The sequence below is a fragment of the Marisediminitalea lipolytica genome, from assembly GCF_001758465.1.
Lineage (GTDB): Bacteria > Pseudomonadota > Gammaproteobacteria > Enterobacterales > Alteromonadaceae > Alteromonas > Alteromonas lipolytica.
The window spans coordinates 411,551-432,725 of sequence record NZ_MJIC01000016.1; the positions used below are offsets into that span (position 1 = coordinate 411,551).

At 47.2% G+C, this 21,175-nt stretch carries 16 protein-coding genes; 7 read left to right on the forward strand and 9 right to left on the reverse strand.

What is annotated here, in order from left to right; genetic code table 11:
- Window positions 1-12: 12 nt before the first annotated feature.
- Window positions 13-2,979 (reverse strand): TonB-dependent receptor, encoded by a 2,967-nt coding sequence (locus BFC17_RS20260; protein WP_070178326.1) that lies wholly within the window; start codon window positions 2,977-2,979, stop codon window positions 13-15.
- 254 nt (window positions 2,980-3,233) lie between these two features.
- Window positions 3,234-4,487, reverse strand: a complete 1,254-nt coding sequence (locus BFC17_RS20265; RefSeq protein ID WP_070178327.1) for a pectate lyase family protein — start codon at window positions 4,485-4,487, stop codon at window positions 3,234-3,236.
- A 367-nt stretch (window positions 4,488-4,854) separates the two neighbouring features.
- On the opposite strand from BFC17_RS20265, the gene fdhA reads away from it, so the two are divergent.
- Window positions 4,855-6,051 (forward strand): formaldehyde dehydrogenase, glutathione-independent, encoded by a 1,197-nt coding sequence (gene fdhA, locus BFC17_RS20270; protein ID WP_070178328.1) that lies wholly within the window; start codon window positions 4,855-4,857, stop codon window positions 6,049-6,051.
- Between the two features lie 227 nt (window positions 6,052-6,278).
- On the opposite strand, the gene BFC17_RS20275 is transcribed toward fdhA, so the two are convergent.
- From BFC17_RS20275 to BFC17_RS20290, 4 genes are all read right to left on the reverse strand, one after another.
- Window positions 6,279-6,698: a hypothetical protein gene (locus tag BFC17_RS20275; protein ID WP_070178329.1), complete on the reverse strand. Its 420-nt coding sequence runs from the start codon at window positions 6,696-6,698 to the stop codon at window positions 6,279-6,281.
- A 199-nt stretch (window positions 6,699-6,897) separates the two neighbouring features.
- On the reverse strand, window positions 6,898-8,400 hold the full coding sequence (locus tag BFC17_RS20280; RefSeq protein WP_083271869.1) for an FAD-dependent oxidoreductase: 1,503 nt from the start codon (window positions 8,398-8,400) through the stop codon (window positions 6,898-6,900).
- A gap of 502 nt (window positions 8,401-8,902) precedes the next feature.
- Window positions 8,903-9,517, reverse strand: coding sequence for a DsbA family protein (locus BFC17_RS20285; RefSeq protein ID WP_268236003.1), 615 nt, complete (start codon window positions 9,515-9,517; stop codon window positions 8,903-8,905).
- A 9-nt stretch (window positions 9,518-9,526) separates the two neighbouring features.
- Window positions 9,527-10,384, reverse strand: coding sequence for an MBL fold metallo-hydrolase (locus BFC17_RS20290; RefSeq protein ID WP_070178331.1), 858 nt, complete (start codon window positions 10,382-10,384; stop codon window positions 9,527-9,529).
- A 107-nt stretch (window positions 10,385-10,491) separates the two neighbouring features.
- On the opposite strand from BFC17_RS20290, the gene BFC17_RS20295 reads away from it, so the two are divergent.
- The 5 genes from BFC17_RS20295 (at window position 10,492) to BFC17_RS20315 (ending at window position 16,054) form a co-directional block, all read left to right on the forward strand.
- Complete coding sequence (locus BFC17_RS20295; RefSeq protein ID WP_070178332.1) at window positions 10,492-11,370, forward strand: LysR family transcriptional regulator; 879 nt, start codon at window positions 10,492-10,494, stop codon at window positions 11,368-11,370.
- 449 nt (window positions 11,371-11,819) lie between these two features.
- Window positions 11,820-12,476, forward strand: a complete 657-nt coding sequence (locus tag BFC17_RS20300) for a methylamine utilization protein (RefSeq protein WP_070178333.1) — start codon at window positions 11,820-11,822, stop codon at window positions 12,474-12,476.
- Entirely contained in the window at window positions 12,473-14,794 is a 2,322-nt protein-coding gene (locus BFC17_RS20305; RefSeq protein ID WP_070178334.1) for a bifunctional diguanylate cyclase/phosphodiesterase, read from the forward strand. The genes BFC17_RS20300 and BFC17_RS20305 overlap by 4 nt, the downstream gene beginning before the upstream one ends.
- Before the next feature lie 10 nt (window positions 14,795-14,804).
- Complete coding sequence (locus BFC17_RS20310; protein WP_139142152.1) at window positions 14,805-15,641, forward strand: DUF3034 family protein; 837 nt, start codon at window positions 14,805-14,807, stop codon at window positions 15,639-15,641.
- A complete protein-coding gene (locus tag BFC17_RS20315) occupies window positions 15,635-16,054 on the forward strand; it encodes a group I truncated hemoglobin (RefSeq protein ID WP_083271870.1) in 420 nt (139 codons plus the stop codon). Before BFC17_RS20310 ends, BFC17_RS20315 begins: the two co-directional genes overlap by 7 nt.
- 173 nt (window positions 16,055-16,227) lie before the next feature.
- Here BFC17_RS20315 and BFC17_RS20320 read toward each other — a convergent pair whose 3' ends face one another.
- Together BFC17_RS20320 and BFC17_RS20325 are read right to left on the reverse strand one after the other, a co-directional pair.
- Window positions 16,228-17,211, reverse strand: coding sequence for a caspase family protein (locus BFC17_RS20320; protein WP_070178336.1), 984 nt, complete (start codon window positions 17,209-17,211; stop codon window positions 16,228-16,230).
- A 4-nt stretch (window positions 17,212-17,215) separates the two neighbouring features.
- Complete coding sequence (locus BFC17_RS20325) at window positions 17,216-18,115, reverse strand: hypothetical protein (RefSeq protein WP_070178337.1); 900 nt, start codon at window positions 18,113-18,115, stop codon at window positions 17,216-17,218.
- A gap of 325 nt (window positions 18,116-18,440) precedes the next feature.
- On the opposite strand from BFC17_RS20325, the gene BFC17_RS20335 reads away from it, so the two are divergent.
- Window positions 18,441-20,603, forward strand: coding sequence for a sulfatase (locus BFC17_RS20335; RefSeq protein ID WP_083271871.1), 2,163 nt, complete (start codon window positions 18,441-18,443; stop codon window positions 20,601-20,603).
- A gap of 62 nt (window positions 20,604-20,665) precedes the next feature.
- Here the strand turns inward: BFC17_RS20335 and tnpA are convergent, their stop codons facing one another.
- Window positions 20,666-21,094 carry an IS200/IS605 family transposase gene (gene tnpA / locus BFC17_RS20340; RefSeq protein ID WP_070174559.1) on the reverse strand — a complete coding sequence of 143 codons (429 nt, stop codon included), beginning with the start codon at window positions 21,092-21,094 and terminating at the stop codon, window positions 20,666-20,668.
- Between the last annotated feature and the right edge of the window lie 81 nt (window positions 21,095-21,175).

Below are 21,175 nucleotides of genomic sequence, written 5' to 3' on the forward strand. Positions count from 1 at the left end.
CCTCGTTATCGTTTAATAGAACTTGATCGTGGCACCTAACTGATAGGTCTGGCCGTAGACTTCTTTTTGATACAGGATGTTACCGCCACTGTATTCATTGCCTTTAAAGAAGCGTAAGTCTTCCTGAGAAGTCAGATTCAGCGCATCAAAATACAACTGAATGTTTTCTGTCAGGTCGTACTTAAACTTAGCATCAACACTGGTGTAACCGGCCTGATACTGATCGCCCCAAATTTTACAGCCTTTCACGTCATCTAACTGTGCCGTCTCAGGGCACGAGCCGATTTGCTCCAGAATTTCAGAGCGATAATTAGTGATTAAGCGGGCTGAAAACACTTCGTTTTCCCAACCAACAGTAAGGTTGAAAGTCTGGTCAGCCTGATCCGGCAGTGGCATGCTGCCCTGACGAACCGTGCCATCAAGACGCGCATCACTGTTAAGGAAGGTGGCGTTAGACTGGACAAAGAAGCCATTTTCAAAATACTGGTTGTAACTCAGTTCAATCCCGTACACTTTGGCTTTATCACCATTGAGAGTAATGTTGATTTCATCCATGTACAGATCTTGCGGAATGACAAACTCGGTTACCTGATTCACTGGCAACGTAACCGGCAGGTCGGCCAAGGACATGCCAATACCGTTGACTTCAATAATGAAGTTTTCGATATCCTTGTAAAACACGCCAATTTCCATAAACAGGTTTTCACTGGCGTACCAGCTTAGTGAGGCATCATAGTTTATCGATGTCATTGCCGTCAGGTTAGGGTTACCCACATCCAGCGTATTATCAGACGCCAGGATATAGTCCTGTAATTGCTGAATACTGGCACCGCCCTGAGAGTCATCACAGTTGTTGCTGCCCGGCGGACACAGTTCGATATCACTATCGAAGGTGGCATAAGCCCGCGCCTGACTAAACGAAGGGCGGGTAAAACTGCTCCAGATTGCCCCGCGCACCAGAATATTCTCGGTGGGCTCGTAACGTAAATGCACGCTGGGGAAGAATTCGCTGTATTTAATCGACGCTTCGGGCAGCGGGATAGCAATATCCAGCGAACCGTTACCGGCACCGTTAAACTCGAAGTCATCGTTCTCCAGCGACATAAAGCCGGTAGATGCAAACTCAGTTTCGACCCAGCGCACACCGGTAATAATGGTGGCGTCCATGCCTAGTGGGAACTCGGTCATCGCGTAGATAGCTTTGGTGTCTTCGTCGATTGCATAATCACCTTTGGTGCTCTCAATCGATTCCTCACCATTTGTTGCTAACTCCACGGTTTGTCGGGTTACATCGGTAATGGCATCCACAATGGCGGCACTTTCAAAGGGATACTGAAAATCACTGCCCGCCGGGATCGCGCTCGGGTAATCCGCCAGACTGGAGTTTACTGCATCAATACAGGCCTGATCGCCGCTACAATCTTCTGGTGACGGATCAAAGCTCCAGCGGTTCTTGTCACGCGCGTAATAACGCGTGGTGAACAAACCACCCACTTTGATATAGTTGATGTAATCGTTATAAACATCCTTACGCAGATTAACCTGCCAGCTTTCCAGATCATCAACCCGCAGGCCGCCTTCCAGAAACAGGTTATCAAACTGCCAGTTGTTTAAGTCGCTGGCATCACCTCGTGCCGAGTTACCAAACATGCCGTCGGTGTAGGGCAAACCCGCAAAGGTCGCCGCTTCCTCAGGCGACATAACGCGGGCACTGATATTCCGGCGTCCGCCCTGACCATACACAATCAAATCGCGTTCACGAAACTGCACACGACGGTCGCCACGGGAATCTTCTTCTGATTTGGATTTTGCGTACTCGTAATCCAGGGTCCAGCTATCGTTAAAGGTGTTACGACCGCCCAGACTGAATGTGGTGGTTTCGTTGGTGCTTTCCTGAATAAAGTGCTGGTGGAACACATCAATATCCGACAGGATGAATTCTTTGGTATCACCATTTACAAACAGGATTTCTTCGTTGCCAAAGGAGCCTGCGTCCTGAAAATCGTAAAACTCTCGCAGCGCAAAATCGCCATCTTCGTACTTGGTGTACGTGCCTTTTACGTAGTAGTAGGCGTTGTCAGACGGCTGATATTCAACGTTTAATGCACCGGCTGTGCGCGTACGATCAGCAATCTCACGACGATATTCCAGCTGAGCAGGCCCAAGAATTTCCGGGCCAAGATTGCCTGCTGCGATATCCTCATCGGAAACACCAAAATCCGCCTGATAGAATTTCATTTCGTTGGAGCTGTGATGGCGGGTTTCGTCGACCAGGGTTTCACGGTCTTCATAAGATACAGCGAAGCCCAAACCAATGGTGTTATCAAATAGCAGCTGAGTACCATTTAAGCTGAAGCGCGGCGAGTGAGACTCCCGCAACTCGTTATAAGCATCCTGCACTTTCAGATTCAGCGTGCTCTTACCACGGTCAAATGCTGAAATGGCTTTAACGTTTACTGTACCACCGATGGAGTTAAGGTTTTGATCCGGGGTCAGCGATTTTAAGACCTCGATGGTCCCCAGCAGATCAGCGGGAATGGCATCAAGGCCTACAGCGCGGTCTTCGCCCGCACCGGCCATCTCTGCACCGTTCATATTAACGGTCACAAAGCTTGGCCCCAGGCCACGCACGGCGACAAATTTACCTTCGCCCTCGCTACGCTGCAGGGTAACGCCTGGTAAGCGGCGTAATGATTCGGCCACGTTCTGGTCAACAAAGTTGCCCAGTTCATCGGTAGAAATCACCGAGCTGAATCCATCTTTCATGCGTTCAAGATCGCGGGCTTTCAGGTCAGCGGTTTTAACGCCTTTTACCTGAATAATTTCCAGATCCTGTTCCTGATTATTTGCTTGTTGTTCAGTGTCAGTAGCGACGGGCTGAGTTTCAGCGGTTTTATCTTGTTGTTCTGCTTGCTGAGCATAAACGGGCAAACTGAATGCCAGGCAGGCCATTACCGCGTTTAACTTAAATGTTCTCATAATCCTATCTCCGGACACGACGCGATTTGTAGGGTCGTGTAGACGAGTGCGATATAAATTTAGTCAATGACACGAACAACAGGCATAACACACCAAGTCAGTGCCACCGGTGGCAATATAGCGCCGCTAAAACATTAAATCAACATTTTATTAACAATAATTTACATAGGTAAGCTTTAAATACAGAAACAGAGCGCTGAGGCAGGATGCGATAGCACGGCACTTAAGAACAAAGCGCCGTGAAGGTTATATGATCAGAGGCGGGACATAAACTCCGCTGCATACGCCTGCCAGCCACCGGGCGCAAGAACCATTAACTCGGTGTCAATCAAGCCGTCACCAAAGGTCGGTTTACCACTGGCAATTTCAGACAATAGCCGGGTGTCTACGGAATCCCGGAACACGCCACTGGCATTACGGTTAGCCCCCACATCACCCTCAATTATCAGGTGTTGATAAGCCGCTTCGGCGCTTAGTGTCGCAGACGGTTCAATAGTAAACGGGGTTGCCACTAAGATTTCATCAAATTGGCTGTCAATTTGTGTTGTCGTCATTTTCTTTTGGTTTTTCAACACTATCCCGGCGCGGGATTGCTCACCTAACGCCGGATGCCCGGCCATCACATTACCACTGACAAACGCTTTTGTGGTGGGTAACCGCTTATCTTGCCAGAATTGAAAAAAGTAAAAATCTTCACTGGCCGGGCCCGGTTTGTAATAGTTATTCACCAGATTAAAACGAGTACCTTCTGCGCCGTAGCCACTGTTATCACCCCAGTTAAAAAACACATTATTGCGGATGTCGGTTAATGCCTCAGATTGTGGATACTGCGGCTTAAGCCGGTAACCATTGATGCGCGGGTTACGACTGTCATGATGAGCGACTACATTGCGAATAAAACTGGCTTTGGCGCCGCCCCAAATGCCACCATAACCATGACTGCCTTTGTGATGACCAGCATTCCTCAGGCTTTCTGCGATTATAGAATTTTGCAGGGTAAACCACTGATTATTATAAAAAGAAGCGACTTCATCATTGGCCCAGCTCAATGAACAATGATCGATAATGATGTGGTGTTGATTGCGGGCAGTTAACGCGTCCCCCTCGCCCTGCCAGTGTCCCGGGCGAAAGCGCAGGTAACGCAGAATTACCTGGTTGGCCTTAATGGAGGTTTGCGCCCCCGTGATCACAATACCGCCTGGGGAAGTTTGCCCCAGTACGGTAATAAAATCGTGTTTAATTTCCAATTCGGCCTTCAGGTGGATCACGCCGGATACCGCAAACTCGACAATACGCGGGCCCTTCTGCTTCAACGCATGGCGCAAACTGCCGGGCTCTGGCGAATCAGGGTTATCATCCAGTGAGGTAACGACATAACGTTCGCCGCCAGCCCCGCCCTGGGTATGTTGTCCAAAGCCCAGGGCACCTGCAAATGCCAGTGGCTCTGCATTGGCAGAGTTTACGGTAAGCAAAAGGATAACGGCAATTACCCCAGTTAACATTTTCATCCCGCACTCCTCTACAACAACTCAGATCACCATATTCCCAGTTTCCCCGGCCAAATGCACCCGGTTCGCGTTGCTCAACCATTTATGCCACCGGTAGCATTTTAAAAAATACACCATCGTAAAAAATTTAACAACAGGTTAACGTTAATCACTCAAAATGATTTACTTCACCGCCGTATTCATGATTGAGCAGGCTATCTAAAAGCTCATGATATCCCCGTCGAATAGTGCGTTATTCAGCTGAAATGTCGTTACCAACCACTTTTACAGCGTTTTTAGACCCCCTGTCGTACCCCGTTCCAGCATACAGTTGTTAACGCAATGTAAACATGAAGTCTCGACGATAATAACAATTGGAGTTACCTGTATGTGTAATAATCACGGAAACCGCGGTGTTGTCTATAAAGGCCCCGGTGAAGTCGCAGTCGAAAACATTCCCTATCCGGAGTTAGCGATCGGAAATCGAAAATGTGATCATGGTGTTATTCTGAAAGTTGTCACCACTAATATTTGTGGTTCAGACCAACACATGGTTCGCGGTCGCACCACCGCACCTTCTGGCCTGGTACTTGGACACGAAATTACTGGCCTGGTAGTAGAAACAGGGCGTGACGTAGAATTTATTAAACAGGGCGATCTGGTCTCTGTGCCCTTCAACATTGCCTGTGGTCGTTGTCGTAACTGTAAAGAAGGCCGAACCGGTATTTGCTTAAACGTTAACCCGGCACGTCCAGGGGCTGCCTATGGTTATGTTGATATGGGTGGTTGGGTCGGTGGCCAAACCGAATACGTGATGGTCCCCTACGCCGATTTTAACCTGTTAAAATTCCCTGATTCAGAACAGGCAATGGAAAAAATTAAAGACCTTACCCTGCTCTCTGATATCTTCCCCACCGGATTTCATGGCTGCGTAACGGCAGGCGTAGGACCAGGTTCCACTGTTTATATTGCAGGAGCAGGCCCGGTGGGTCTGGCGGCCGCGGTTTCAGCACACTTGCTTGGCGCAGCCTGTGTCATTGTGGGCGATATGAATGCTGAGCGCCTTAAGCAAGCTAAAAGCTTTGGCTGCGAAACCATCGACCTGACCGAAGAAGGTGATATGGCTGATAAGCTTGAAGTTATCCTGGGCGAACGAGAGGTAGATGCTTTTGTTGATTGCGTAGGTTTTGAAGCGCACGCCTGCGGCTGTAATCATGCACAGGAAGCCCCCGCTACGGTACTTAACTCTGCCATGCAAATGACCCGCGCAGGCGGTCAAATTGGTATTCCAGGATTGTACGTTACCGAAGATCCGGGCGCCGTCGATGATGCAGCAAAGGTAGGCGCATTAAGCATGCGGTTCGGACTCGGCTGGGCGAAGTCGCACTCCTTCCATACCGGACAGTGCCCCGTGATGAAATACCACAGACCATTGATGCAGGCCATTTTGTTCGACAAAGTTAAGATAGCGGATGCAGTTAATGTAGAGGTTATTTCTCTAGACGATGCACCGAACGGTTATGCGGAATTTGACGGCGGTGCGGCGAAAAAATACGTTATCGACCCTCATGGCGTAGTTGCATAAGTTTGCTTTGCTGAATGCTGTAACAGTAGTGATTAATTACAAGCCGACAAACTTAATTGTCGGCTTTTCTTATCTTAGTCAAAATGAACTCTCCCAGACGATAACCTCGCAAAATCCCCCCTGGAATTACTTGGAAAACAAACCTTATCCAAGAACATTTTTGAATAAATCTAAAATCAGCAGTGCAGCCACTATGAGGCAGGTAACCCCGGGACTCACGAAACCGATTATTTAATCCAGTCAGGACTCATGAAAAAAATAACCGCAATCAGCAAATCAAACAAAATAAAACAAAGAAACAGCACGTTATTCAGTGTGCGCCCTTTAAACGGCGCTGGCAATTTAAGCTTGGGGCTAAGTGTAAACCCAGCATGGAGTAGCTCTAGAAAGTGCTTATTAGCATCACGAATAACTTCATCCCGTTTCATCATTAACCACAAAATCACGGTTACAAAACTACACAGTCCCAGTATAAACGCAGAGTTGACTGGATCTGCTTTTAACGCATAAGCGCCACCGATTGAAGCGATTTGCAAAGCAATAAACCATTGAACCCGGTGCCACATCATCTCATCCAGATGGATAAAATGTGACATCATTACCGATAACGTCTCTGTATCTGGCCTTTCAACCTTTGCTTCTTTCAAAATAACACCTTGATTATTAAAGTTAATGTCGAGCTAATGTACCTCTCATTATACACTTTGAATAAGCCTTATTCTGCAGACTCGTCAACTGATTTCACTCCTTTAGTCTGTACTGGCAGCCACTTCCTAAGGACGGTCAGACTAAACGTAACCCATTTCAGGGTTAACACTGCTTTTTCTTTGAATATAGCTATCGCTTTTACCGCTTCGCCAGTGCCTTACCTATTACGTAGCCCTGGGTGTAGTTGTGGCCCAGGTTAAGACCAGCTACTGTCATCGGATATTCCACACCGCCGTAGAAGTTGCCAGCGCAGTTACCCGCCGCATAAAGCCCGTCAATGGGGTTACCGTTGATATCCAGACATTGCAGATTCTCATCCACCTCTACGCCAGAGCAGGACATAGACATACCTAACAAACGGTGAATCCCATAATACGGGGCTTTGTCGATAGTTTTTAAGAACTTAGACGGCTTACCAAATTCGGTGTCCTGTCCTTCAGCAACCATCTCGTTGTAGCGTTGTACACTAGAGATAAACGCATCGACATCGGTAATACCCAGTTTGGCAGCGAGCTCTTCCAGTGTGTCAGCTTTTACGGTATTGATAAGATCAACTTCCACACCTTTGCGCTCAACGTCTTCCTCTGGCATCCACATTTTAAGCTCTTCTGGCGCAACCAGTTCACCCGACCAGTCAGCCGCTTTTTCCATATAGTCGGCGTCGAAGATCTGGCAATAATGTCCTTTGTTCTCTGCATCCAGCACGTAGTTGTTCATCAGCTCCATGCCAAGGGTCTCGTCGCAGAAACGCTTACCGTTAAGCTTTACGCGCATAAATGGCTGATTACACATGGGCCCAGAATCAAAATCGTGACACATTTTAGTGTGACCAAGATTTTCAATTCGTCCACCAGCCCACACAATCATTTTATGACCATCACCGGTTCTGCCTGCCTTTTTAGGTACAAGGTTGCCTACATCTGGCAGATAGTACCCCATCATGTCACGGTCGTTCTGGTAATCACCCGTTGCCACAACAACGCCTTTTTTCGCTTTAAACTGAACATAGCCGTTTTCGGTTTCCGCGATAACGCCAACCACGCGACCATTATCAACCACTAACTGCTTTGCTGGTGTACGAAAGAAGGTTTCGACCCCTTCTTTCTCGGCCAATCTGCAAAGTGATTTCAGCGCATCACCTACATCATAAGGTTTAGGGCCAAAAAACGAGGTCACAAAACTAATGTTAAAGCCGTTCTTTTCCAGTAATCCGGCGTGTGCACCGTTGCCAAGGTCAGAGACCTGCGCGCCAGCCGCTTGCATCTTCTCAATAAGCCAGTTAATGGCTTCGCCAGAGTTCTGCGCCCAGGATGTTAATAAACCACGTTTTGGACGATGCCCTGAATCTGCCATCAGATGGGACAACAGCGCCTCGATATCGGCTGCATCGCTGTTTGCTAAATTAATGCCCGAACCAACATTACCGCAGGCTGAGGCATCATCTTCTTTTTGCAAAATAGCGACTGTGGCTCCCTCTTCGCGGGCTGCCAAAGCGCATGGAACACCTGGTGTACCCGCACCAATTACCACAATATCGAATTCCTTCGTTTCGGTAATATCAGTGATAGGGGCAGGTTTTTGCAAAAATTCGGGCACATCCTTACTGATATGTCCTGTTACAGTAGCCTTAATGTCTGGCATTTCTTTCTCCAATTAAATAATGCGCCAGAGCAGCAGTGCGGCAGTTATTGTTTTGTATGCGAGGTATCAAGAAAGGATTTGGCGATACATTATCGTAAAACCCTCAGGCAATATTCCCGACCAGCGCAATGTCCGTCTGCACTCTCCCACCCTGGAGATAACAATAAACAACAAGATATAACGGTAAGCAGCATGCAACGAAGACAGATAAGTGTTACATGCAACCAGAATAACCACGCGTTACAACTTACTAAAAAAGCAATTTCTCACGCCTTTTCGAAGCGCAAAATGGCAAAACAGCAAGTACGAATTATGACGTAAATCAATGCTATCGAGACAAATTCAAAAATAAGTGAAATTAACAGAGCCATTGAAAAATAAAGTAAAATTAATATTTATTTTCCAGCCACCCTGATAACAATCTTCCCCAAAAAGTTGCGGACAATTTGCATATTCCTTACTTTTGCAGAAGAAAATTAATAATTAAAAGATCCTCATCGCGTTAAGCGCCGAGCGCTTTGGCAATATAGTCACGCCAGCCGGTCTGATGCCCATAAAAAGCAGCATGATCGAGTGTTACCCACTGATTAGTTTTTTCAATCAGCAGTGTTGGGAAGCCTCTTACCTGAAGCTTTTGCATCAACGCCTGCGAAGACGAAATTATCTCAGTGAGCCGGAGCTTGGTTTTTGCGATGGCTTTTTCCCACTCGGCCTCCCCCTGCCCCAAATCGACAGCCAGCTGTTGCAATATCGCCAAATCTGAAGTGTCTTTTCCGTCGATAAAATGTGCACTCTGAATCGCTTTAAGCATTGCGAAGCCTTTACCTGCAATTTCTTGTGCCACCACTACTGCCAGAGCCGTTTGATACGAGTCAAGTATCAAGGGTTCATGACCAGAAACCTTAGCCTGGTAACGCTCACCAAACTTTGCGCCTGTCATCGCGGCTATGCGTGAATCAGCCTGCAAAATATGACGACGAAAACTTTCTTCAATGGCTCTTCCTGGGATCATGCCGCCAGGATGCATCACCAGCTCAATAACAGGATTAGCCTGCAGCACTTCAATAAGCGGCGTGGCGCCGTAGCACCAGCCGCACATAGGATCAAAAAAAGTAATGCACCCGCGTTACCATTGAATTTCTCCTTTAACCACTTTAGCGGCCAGTTCCAGCGAACTTTCACTCGGTAACGCCGGAAAAGTCTTTTCCACTTTGCTAATCAGTTCGGCGCTGTTGACGCTATCGTCAGCGGCATCGCCAAAAACGGTTAGATAACGAATGGAATAATTAATGGCAGATGCATCCATTGGCGTGCCTTCAGCCATATGACCCGGGATCACTTGCTTTGGCTGTAAGGCTTTCATTTCGTTTAATTGCGCGATCCAGGCTGCCTGCTGTTGCTCGGTTTTGGTATCTGCCAGCCAGAGATGCATACCACCAAACACCGCTACATTACCCAGAATAGTTTTGCTCTGTGGTGCCCACAGGTAAGGCCGTGTTGCCAGCACACCGGTTGAGCTGTGTATTTCAATAGGATGACCGTCGACAGAAATAGTGGACTGTGCATAAGCTTCTGGTATCACCGGCTGTTGCGGTGCATTCCCGCCCATTTCAGGCCCCCATATTGCGACTTTTTTCTGGCGGTTATTTTTAATGGCGTTACTCACTGCTGGCGTGGCAATTATCTTTGCATCGGGAAACAGTTTATGCAGTTCTTCGGCCCCAAAGTAATAGTCCGGGTCGGCCTGACTTACAAAAATGGTGGTGAGTGTTTTACCCGAGTCGTACACATTCGCCGCGATGCGTAATGCATCAGCTTTAGTAAAACCGCTATCTACAATTAAGGCTTCCGTATCGCCGTAGACCAGTGTTGAATTTACGCCAAAACTCCCCTCTCCAGCGTTATAAACTTTAAAAGTAAGATCGCCAGCTACCGCTGACACGCTAAGTAATGAGGTGGCAATAAGTGTCGCTAATTTGTTCATGATAAGTTTCAATTATTTAATTAAGTCAATAATTAGATAATAAGGTCTTTTTTGTATTGAAAAAGACACTAAAATGAGCTTCATTATTTCTTAAATCGTGCAAATAAATGGATAAAGTGACAGCGGCCAAAGTATTTATTGATGTAGCGCATTCAGGGAGTTTCACAGCCACTGCAGAACGGCTTGAAATGTCCAGGCCCATGGTAACGCGTTATATCGAAGCGCTCGAAGACTGGCTTCAGGTACGCTTGCTGCACCGCACGACGCGAAAAATATCCCTCACGTCCAAAGGGGCGCAATGCTTACCTGAAATTGAAAAATGGATAAGTCAGGCTGATGAACTGATATCGATAACAGGCTCAAAGGATAAGTTAACCGGCACCATCCGCCTTGCCACCAGCACTTCATTTGGCTTTGCTAAACTGTCTGGTGCCCTAGCCTCATTTTTAAAGCACCACCCACTCATCTCTATCGATGTGGATTTACAGGACGGAACCTCTGATTTGGTTGAGCGACAGCTGGATTTAGCTATCAGGATCACCGCGAACCCGGATCCCTCGTTAGTGGGAAAACCCATTGGCGTGTGTGAATCTATTCTGGTGGCGTCTGAAGCCTACATAAAAAGCAGCTCCATGATAAAAGAGCCGGCCGATTTGAGCAGGCATCAGTGTCTTGGCTATAAGCAATTTGACCAGCACACCTGGTATCTAAATAACGGTGCAGAGCAAAAAGCCGTTAATATCGAGTGCCGGTTTACGGCTAACGAAACCACCAATTTGTTGCACGCAACCCTGCATGGTGCCGGGGTTGCCCTGCTTCCTACATACCTCACCGAAAGCTACATTCAATCCGGCGAACTCAAGCATATACTCCCTCTGTGGAAGCCACATGATTTGCAGATTTATGCGCTGTATTCTTCGCGCAAACATCTGCGCCCAGCGGTGCGCCAGCTGATTGATTATCTGGAAAGCTACTTGAATGCATAGCACGCACAAGGTCAGCACCTATCTGCAACAGGGTATAACGTTGCTCTATTTCTGACGGGCTCAGCAGCCCTCGCTACTCGCGGAAATCAGCGTTTTATACAGCAGTTCTGTCTGTTTTACTGACGTTTAATCCATTTTATTTCTTCACGATAAAATGGCTGAAACTTTCCGTAATACCGGTATCAAATTCCGCTTTCCCATGTAAATCAATTTTGTTTTGCTACACTATATACATTGAGTTTAGCTTTTCACCTTAAACATTGGTTAAACGAATCGTTTGACTAGCTGAATCGCAGCCGGTCAAAGCTAAGCAGATTGAGCAAACCGTTTGCGTTAAATAACTATTGGATAGTTTTGGCAATGTTGCTATTGTGGGTGCGTATTCGCGAACTGCTTTGTCGCGCATAAAGTAAGATCGATGCTTTTGGTAGTTTAAAGCACACAAGAATATGATTATCGTCAAAATTTTACTAAAAATTGCGTTGTTCTCCATCTTCTTATCCGGAAGTTTTCTGGCATATGCGAGAACAGTCACACTGATTGATGAACAGGGCCAGCCGTTCGTTAATGCAGTCATCAGCGTGAAGTCCACGGCTGACGAACAGCCGATCGCCTCACAGCCGCCTTCTCAACCCGCCATAATGGACCAGGTAAATCGTCAGTTTGAACCTACCACGCTGGTTATCGAGCAAGGCAGGACAGTGGTGTTCCCCAATAGCGATAATATTCGCCACCACGTTTATAGCTTTTCACAACCCAAACCTTTTGAAATAAAACTCTACGCGGGTGACTCTGTGCCACCTGTACAGTTTGATAAATCAGGTATCGTGGTACTAGGGTGTAATATTCATGACTCCATGCTGGGTTTTATTTACGTAAAAGATAACGCCCCCTCCTGGACAACAGATAAAACCGGAAAAGCCGAATTAGACTCCACCCAAAGCGACATACTGATTTGGCACCCCGATCTCTCTCTTAATCACCTTAAGCGCCTGCCGCATAAGTTAAGTAACGATAATGAACCGGTCAGGATCACCCTGCCTCGGGTAGCTGCGCTGGAGAAATCCAAGCGAGTATTCGGCAACCGAAAGTTTGAGCGCCAATGACCGTTACTCTCCGGCAATCGCTGTTTCAGATTCTCTTTATCGGCATTTTTATTACAGCGTCTTTGATTCTGGGCAATGTCTGGACAGTAACCTCAAAAACCGCGCTTAATCAGGTGACTAAAAATATTGAAGTTGCTAACACTGTGCTGGAGCAACTGCTGCGTGACCGCAGCGAGCAATTATTGAATTCGGCAGGGGTACTTACCGACGATTTCGGCTTTAAACAGGCCGTTGCTACCGGTGATATTCCAACCATCAAAAGTGTTTTGCAAAATCATGGCCAGCGCATTGAATCAGACTTTATGATGCTGACCGACTTATCCGGAAACGTGCTGGAAAGCCAACCAGGCTACTTTGACCGTGGCAGCGAATTCCCCTTTCCCGACATAATAAATCAGGTACTCGAGGATGGCGGCTCAGAAAATGCCATTATTGTAGATGGCAGCTTGTACCAAATTATTATGTTGCCGGTTTACGCTCCCAATCCCATAGCTATTGCAGGCATAGGTTTTCTGGACGGTGATGATTTTTTAAAGCAGGTCAAAACTATTATTCAGGCCGATATCATCGTTTCATCTAAACGCCTGGTAAACGGTAAACATGTGGTGTTACACAGCAGTTTACCTTACCTCAAGGCACAGCGATTGAGTAACGAAGATCGGCAAACACTCAGTTGGTTTGATGTGACATTCTCACGGGATACACCTTATTTAACCCGCGATATTAAGCTTCCAGCCACCCTGAATAACGAAGTATCAATTACCCTTGCTGTTGATGTATCTACCCATTTTGATAATTTCACCCAATTGCAATTTAATATTTTGGGGATTTCGGTTTTTGCCATCGCGGGCTCGATGCTGTTATCGATGTACATGGCCAGCCGGGTAAATAAACCCGTGGCAAGCCTGGTAAATGCCGCGAATCATCTGGCTGACGGCAATTACGAACAAAGTGTCAACACTTCGGGCCATTTGCAGGAAATAAATGAACTGTCCGATGCCTTTGTACGCATGAAAGACAGTATCCAGAATCGCGAACAGCGGATCCTGATGCAATCCAGATTAGACATGCTCACCCAATTGTATAACCGTAGCCACATGGAAGAACTCATTCAGCAACGCCTGAATGCCGGCGAGTCCCTACAAGTCATCGGTATAAATATCCGGGATTTCAGAACCATCAACGATCTGTATGGCTACTCCAACGGTGATAGCTGTATTATCGCTATTGCCGAACGAATAAAAAGCTGGGAGGGCACAGCAGCGCGCTTATCCGGTGGCGAACTGGTGTGGTTTGCCAACGAACCACTCACCGACGAACAGATTGAAACCTTTCACACACTTCTTGAACAACCAGTAACAGCCCAACAGTTAGTGATTCCGGTCAAACTGGTATTCACCGTGGTTAACTGTCCGGTTGATGCTAATAACGCGCAGGATTTGTTTCGGCGCATGAATATTTTGCTCGATGAAGCTGAACTCAGCTCCAACTGGCTACTGCGGTTCAGCGCCGATATCGAACAGCGATACCTGCGCCGCCTGAGTATCATCACAGAATTAAAAGTGGTATTGCAAAGCGACCAGGACGAACTATCGCTGGTCTATCAACCCAAAATCAGCCTCAAAACCCGTCAGGTAAATGGTCTGGAGGCTCTGATCCGTTGGAACAGTCAACGCCTCGGTTTTATTCCCCCGGATGAATTTATCGAAATTGCAGAGCAAGCTGGCTTTATAGAACAGGTCACCGATTGGGTACTCAACAGGGTTATCGCTGATATTCTGACACTGCGAAAACACCATATCTTTGTGAAACCGGCCGTTAACCTGTCGACCCAGGATATTCAAAACAAGCAGTTGCTCGAACGACTTATTGCCCTGCTCGATGACAATAAATTAACTGCCGACGATATTACCCTTGAGATAACAGAAAGCGACCTGGTGGCCGATGCTAATATTGCCATCGCCAATCTCCAGTATCTTAGGGATAAAGGCTTTAGTATTGCCATCGATGATTTTGGCACTGGCTATTCATCGCTGGCTTATTTAAAACACCTGCCAGTATCGACCATCAAAATTGATAAGGCATTTGTGCTTAACCTGAGCACTGATACTGATGACCAGCAGATTGTCAGAACGGTACTGAGCCTGTCGACCATCTTTGATTTGGACGTTGTGGCCGAGGGCGTTGAGGATGCAGATACCATGGAAATCCTGGCGGACTGGGGTTGTGATACGGCACAGGGTTATTACATTAGCCGCCCATTGCCACTCAACGGACTGATTGACTGGCTGGCTTCGTCTGAATATTACCAACATTAGGGAGTGTTGCGTGGGATTGAAAAAATTAATAAGCAGCACGCTTATTTTCTGTACCTCACTGGCCTGGGCGGGTGACGGCAAGCTCATAGGCACAGCAGGACTCAATCAACTGGAAGGCAGTGGCGGTGGTGGTATTGTGCCCTGGGCTACCTTGTCGGGATACGATACCCGGGATGAGATTTCAGCCAATGCCTTTATTACCCAGGTTAACCTGGAGGACTACCGGCTTAACGTTTTAGGTGCCAGCGTATCGCTGTATGACCGCGCAGAATTCAGCGTCGCCCGTCACGTGTTTGACCTGACTACCCTTGGTGGAGAAATCGCTCAAACGGTTTACGGCGCAAAGTTTAAGCTTTACGGTGATGTCATCTACTCTGATTGGCCGCAACTCAGTGCCGGTGTGCAATACAAGGATCTTGAAGATACCGCAGTGGCTAATCTGGTTGGTAGCAAGGATACGTCAGGTACCGATGTTTACCTGGCCGCAACGAAAGTGCATCTGGGCGCAGTAGGCGGCTATAACCTGGTCTGGAACCTGACCGGCCGACTCACTAAAGCCAATCAACTTGGCCTGCTGGGTTTCGGTGGTCCGCAGAACAGCGATTATGAGCTCATGCTGGAAGGGAGCCTTGGCTTATTGTTTTCTCGTCATTTTGCTGCTGGCGTAGAATACCGTCAGAAGCCCGACAATCTGGACCTTGGTGAAGACGACTGGATAGATGTTTTTGTAACCTATATTCCGTCAAAGAAGGTTAACTTTACCCTTGCCTGGGCAGACCTGGGCAGTATTGCCGGGGCCACCGGCCAGAAAGGTTTATATTTCTCGGTTGGAGGTCAGTTATGGTAAAACCTTTGTTTTGGATTCTTGCTTGTATAGTCATGCTAAACGGTTGTGCGAGTCGCTCTGTCAGCCTTTACGAAGAACTCGGTGGACAGGCAAAAATTAACGAAATCGTAGAAAACTTTGTTTATGAAATAGAATATAACGATACTATTCTGCCCTATTTTGCTGATACTGACATCGACCGGTTTATAGAGAAATTTGCTGAACAGCTATGTGTATTTTCCGGTGGTCCCTGCAGTTACAGCGGCGACACCATGAAACAGGTGCACGGCGGTATGAACATTACCGAGGCTGATTTCAACCTGACTGTCGACTTGTTCATCAACGCTATGAATAAAGCAAATGTACCGCATACCCTGCAAAATAAACTCATCGCACGAATGACGCACACCCGTAAACAAATGTTATACCTGTAACAGGGTAATATCTGCGGCCTTTGTTCAGATTTGTTGGTGTTACCACAGCATAATGTGGAAGTTATATGCGCCCTCTGGGGCGCGTGTTCACCGAACAGCTGGAAGGTTGTTTGCGAACATAACTCAACTACAGGCAGGTTAATCCACTATAGCATTACAAAGCCAGGCCAAAACTAAAAGCCAGGAAAGGCGCGTCTGGACTTTTTCGCTTTTTCAGCAGCGAGCAGTTCCTCCAGTTTTACTTCGGCCTGCTCGTAAAACAGACCTTGGGGATACTGTGCTAAAAAGGCTTTGTAAGCGGCTACCGTGGCGTCATCAAGCGCTTGCTGCCAGGCTTTTTTTTCTGCGGCTTCTACCGTGGGACTTACAAAAAATATATCGCCATACAGAGAGGAATGCTCCCAGGGCACCTGGCGAAAATCAGTTTCTTCCATCACGCCTTTTCTAACCAGCTTAAATAAGTCTTCGATGGAGGTTCTGGGTTTTCTGATATGCTTAAGCAAATGCTTGGTATAAGTACCATTGCTGCCCTCGCCATCTTCAGCTACCATGCCGGGCTCTGTTGCATAGGCCACAAAAGTGCCCGGTGGAGCCTTAATCGACGCTAAACCACTCTGCACCAGGCGCAGGCCCCTGTCGATGCTACGGGAATTCCCGGACTGTGCAGTAACCTCCTCCAGGAATGGATTATTTCGACAGGCATCCAGAATAACAATATTGGTCTGAGAGACATTTTCCTGGTTCATCGCGGCCATGAGCTGGTCGATATTGTAGGTTTCTTCTTCGATGTTGTTTTGCGATTTCAGATCGGCATGAATGGGGATGAGGTAATTTTTACCGTTAATTTGTATGGCGTGTCCGGCGTAGTAAAACAACCGAATGTCATTTTCTGCTGTGTCTGCGTAAAAATCCTCAACGGCGTTTACTATCTCATTCATTGAGGCGTTTTTTAATAAGGCGGTTGTAAAGCCAATACTTTGCAGCGCATCATTAACCGCATAAGCGTCTCGTAAAGGATTTTTAAGCGGTGAGAATGCATAACTGGCATTACCAATAATTAATGCCAGTCGCTGAGGCGGTCTGTCACTGGCCAGAACAGACCAGGACAAACTCACAATAAACAGGTAACAAATATGCTTGGCCAGTTTCATCATCATCAGACTAGTAATAAACGCTAAAACCCAGCATTAATAAAATTAAGGACTCTTCTGATTCGCCCCGTAGTTCTCCTGAAAAAGCCACCGGCATATCCCCATAAAACGGATCGTTCAAAGTAAATGAAGCTGCTACCGGCCCCACCAAATCAGCTTTATAAAGCTGCCCCTTAACAGATGCATGAAAAAGAATATTAGCGGTTAACGCCGACGTATATTTTACCGAATAGCTAAACCCTTTTGCGGTGCCTGTTGCCGGAAAGTTTGAAATAATGAAGTCGCTATAATTAGCGCCATTAGAGGAACCTGAAGTTACACTTCTGGATGTAGACATGTCCATGTCAAAAGCGGCATAGGCTAAACTAAAGTTAATCGATGCATTTTCAAGATGGTAGGTATAACCCGCCCCGGCGGTCAGGCCGCTGTAATCCCACCAGGAATCACTGTTGTCTAAGGATTTATCTTTCCAGCCAACAAACACACTCACATCGTCAACCAGCATGTACCCAACCGTTATGCCCCATTCGTCATAATCGCTGGGTAATTGCTTAAGATTAGTATTATCATCAGCAGGCGTGTAAGTGGATGAGGTGGATTCGACCTCACCAATTTCCGTTGAGTAGCTTAAAGAAGTATAGAAACGTTCATAAGCAAAGTTTAAATCCAAGACTGCATTGTAGTAATCGGTATTCAGTGTTTGTTTTGTTTCTGTGATTAAAGGCTCATCGCCAACAAGTTCAAGCCCGCCAAAGGTGTAAGAATCAAAGGTCACCGCGCCATCGAAACTTTCTTCAGAGTTTACCGATTGCAGGCTTAGGGTATGCGAAAAGCTAAAAGAAGACTCGTCAGCTAAACCCGGGATTGAAAATAAACTTAACAGAAGAGAAAAAACGGTTTTGTTTTTCACAACAGCATCCTTACTATTTGGGGGAGTCAATTAAAATAGCATTAACTTAAACAGCCTGATTGCCCGCGCAGGCCTTCTTTAATTATTAGTTTATATTTGCCGATTTCACAAAAAACTTTATGCGCTTAAGTTCTAAAAGAACGCCCTGATTACAGTTACCAAGCGTGTTGAATCCAGTATCATGCGTGTTAGAAAAAAGCTTATTCGGCAATAGCTTAAGCAACATCAAAAGGCTGAATTGTGGATTAAAATAACGGATAAAGTGTTGTTCGCCCTGAATCAATAACATAAACTCCCTACAGCGAATTATAAGGAAATAAACAATATGGCATGGCGACTTCTCTTATTATGTTTGTTGGGCATCTTCAACCTGGCCCAGGCCCAGGAAGCAGCTAAAAACGTGGTAATTATTCTGGCCGATGATTTGGGCTGGAGTGATACCTCGCTTTACAACCAAAGCGATTTTTATGAAACCCCGAATATTGATCGCCTCGCCGACATGGGCGTCACATTCAGCAGCGCCTACGCAAACAGCCCGCTTTGTTCGCCTACCCGTGCCAGCATTTTAACCGGTCAGACACCTGCCCGGCATGGCTCCACCCAGCCGAACCATCATCTCCCTGAAGTTCGGCTTCAGGCTAGTCTGCCAGACAGCGCTGCAACTAATAGAAAAACCCTGGTACCGCGAACCGTTACCCGGCTGGATACGCAAATTCCAACTCTGCCACGGTTGCTAAAACAGCAGGGCTATCACACGGCTCACTTTGGCAAGTGGCATCTGGGGCCCGCGCCTTACAGCCCGCTGGAACATGGGTTTGATGTGGATATCCCGCATTATTCAGGCCCCGGGCCAGCTGGCGGGTATTTGGCCCCATGGTCTTATGCCCCCAACCTGCAACCACAACAACCAGGCGAACATATTGATATTCGACTGGCTCAGGAAGCCAGTGAATGGATTGCGGAAGTAAAAGATGACGGGCCTTTTTTCTTAAACTTCTGGGCCTTTTCGGTGCATTCACCTTTTGATGCGGATCCGGCAACGGTTGATTATTTCACGCAAAAGCGAACCGCCTTCCACAGTCAGCGCAGCTCTGTTTATGCAGCCATGGTAAAGCAGTTTGATGACAGCGTTGGCATTTTGCTCGACTCGCTGGAAGAACAGGACTTACTTAAAAACACCATTATCATCTTTACCTCCGACAACGGCGGCAACATGTATAACGTGTTGGGGACTATCCGAGCGACCAGCAACTTCCCACTACGGGGAGGCAAAGCAACCGAGTTTGAAGGAGGCATTCGCGTTCCCACTGTCATTTACTGGCCAGGCATTACTAAGCAGGCCTTTTTGTCCCGCCGGCCAATTCAGTCTGCCGATTACTACCCGACAATACTTTCCGGCCTGGATATTCCCTGGCCATCATCACATATTGTGGATGGTACCGACATTCGCCCCTTATTAGCAGACGAAGAGTTTGGTCCGCGTCCGATTATTACGTTTTTCCCGTCGGAACCGCCGGTACCAGACTGGCTTCCGCCGTCTGCCACCATCACGCTTAACCAATGGAAGTTAATTCGCACCTTTTATTACGGTGTAGATGGCGGCCACATGTATCAACTCTTTGATATTGATAACGATATCGCAGAGCGGCACAATCTGGCAGAGCTGTATCCGGATGTTGTTGCCGACCTTGATTATCAGTTAGAGCAGCATCTGTTAAATACTGCAGCCGTTACCCCGGTTGAAAACCCACGTTATGTGCCCGGCAGTTTTAATGACAACAACATTGGCAAACAATCGGCTAACTGGACCATTCCGCTGGCGGATCCCAACAATCTGCCACCGGTGATAACGGTAACCAGTGATAGCGAAATCGTCTCTGCGGGTGAAACTGTTAGCGTTTCGTATTCGTTGTCGGACGAAAACTCATCGACCTCCGCGTCTTACCGACAGTTTATGGGGCCAGAGGTTACCCTTACTGAAACCGGTGAAAAAGAGTTCTCCTTTACCGCACCAACGGTATATACCAAACAGTCTATAGGTATTGCTTTTGTCGCCAGAGATGAAGTGCAGACCACGTCCCAAGTGTGGCAGGTTACCGTGATGCCCCAGGCCATTGCGCCAGTCGTTAATCTCTCGGCTCAACGAACCACGGTAACCAAAGGCGGTAGCGTTAATTTCACGGTAGAAGCCAGTGATGAAAACCAGGAACATTTAATTTTCACCATTGAGAGCGATGCCGTAGGTATTGACCTGCCCGAAATTACCGCCTCCGGGGATTATTCCATTCAGGTGCCAAATAACTTCTCCGGCAGCACACTGGCCATAACAGTAACGGCTATCGATGGCGAATTTACCACGCAAAACTCTATAAACATTTCGGTGGCAGATGCGCCAGCGCCAGCAAGCAGCGGCGGCGGTGGTACTACCTCTGTATGGGTGCTTATTATGGTGACAGGACTAGTACTTTATCGCCGTCGCGTTAGCTAAGAAAGCGGCTTAGACAATCCTTTGTGCATAGATTCCCCCGGGCATGCCCGGGGTTCTTTCTGTTACAGCTCCATTCGGAGCTGATCTGAATCCTTCCGACCTTGATGCTCAACGTAGTTCCGTATTGTGTGCTCGTCTAAGCCTACGCTGCTTACAAAGTAACCCGGCGACCAAACAATATTTTCATTCCAATAGACCTTTCCTAGCCATTTGAATGTCTTTCTCATGTTTGACGCTGACTGGGCTTTGAGTTTACCCATCACTTCTGCTATCGAGTATTTCGGTGGAATGACCATCAACATGTGCATATGGTCATTATCAAAGCCCATTCGCTCTATCGTTACGCCGGGCATACTTCGAAGCAGCTTCGGCAACACTTTGCGCAAATACTCCACGACGAAAGGCTTCAGTATCCGACGCCTGTATTTGGTTACCCAGACGACGTGATATTGAAGTCTATATAGACCATGTGATGAGACTCGAACTTCCATCTTCGTAGCATACAGGCCTCGGACTCATTCATCCACGGGTAAACCCGTGGTGTTCTGTCGCTTCGCGACCGGTCACATAAA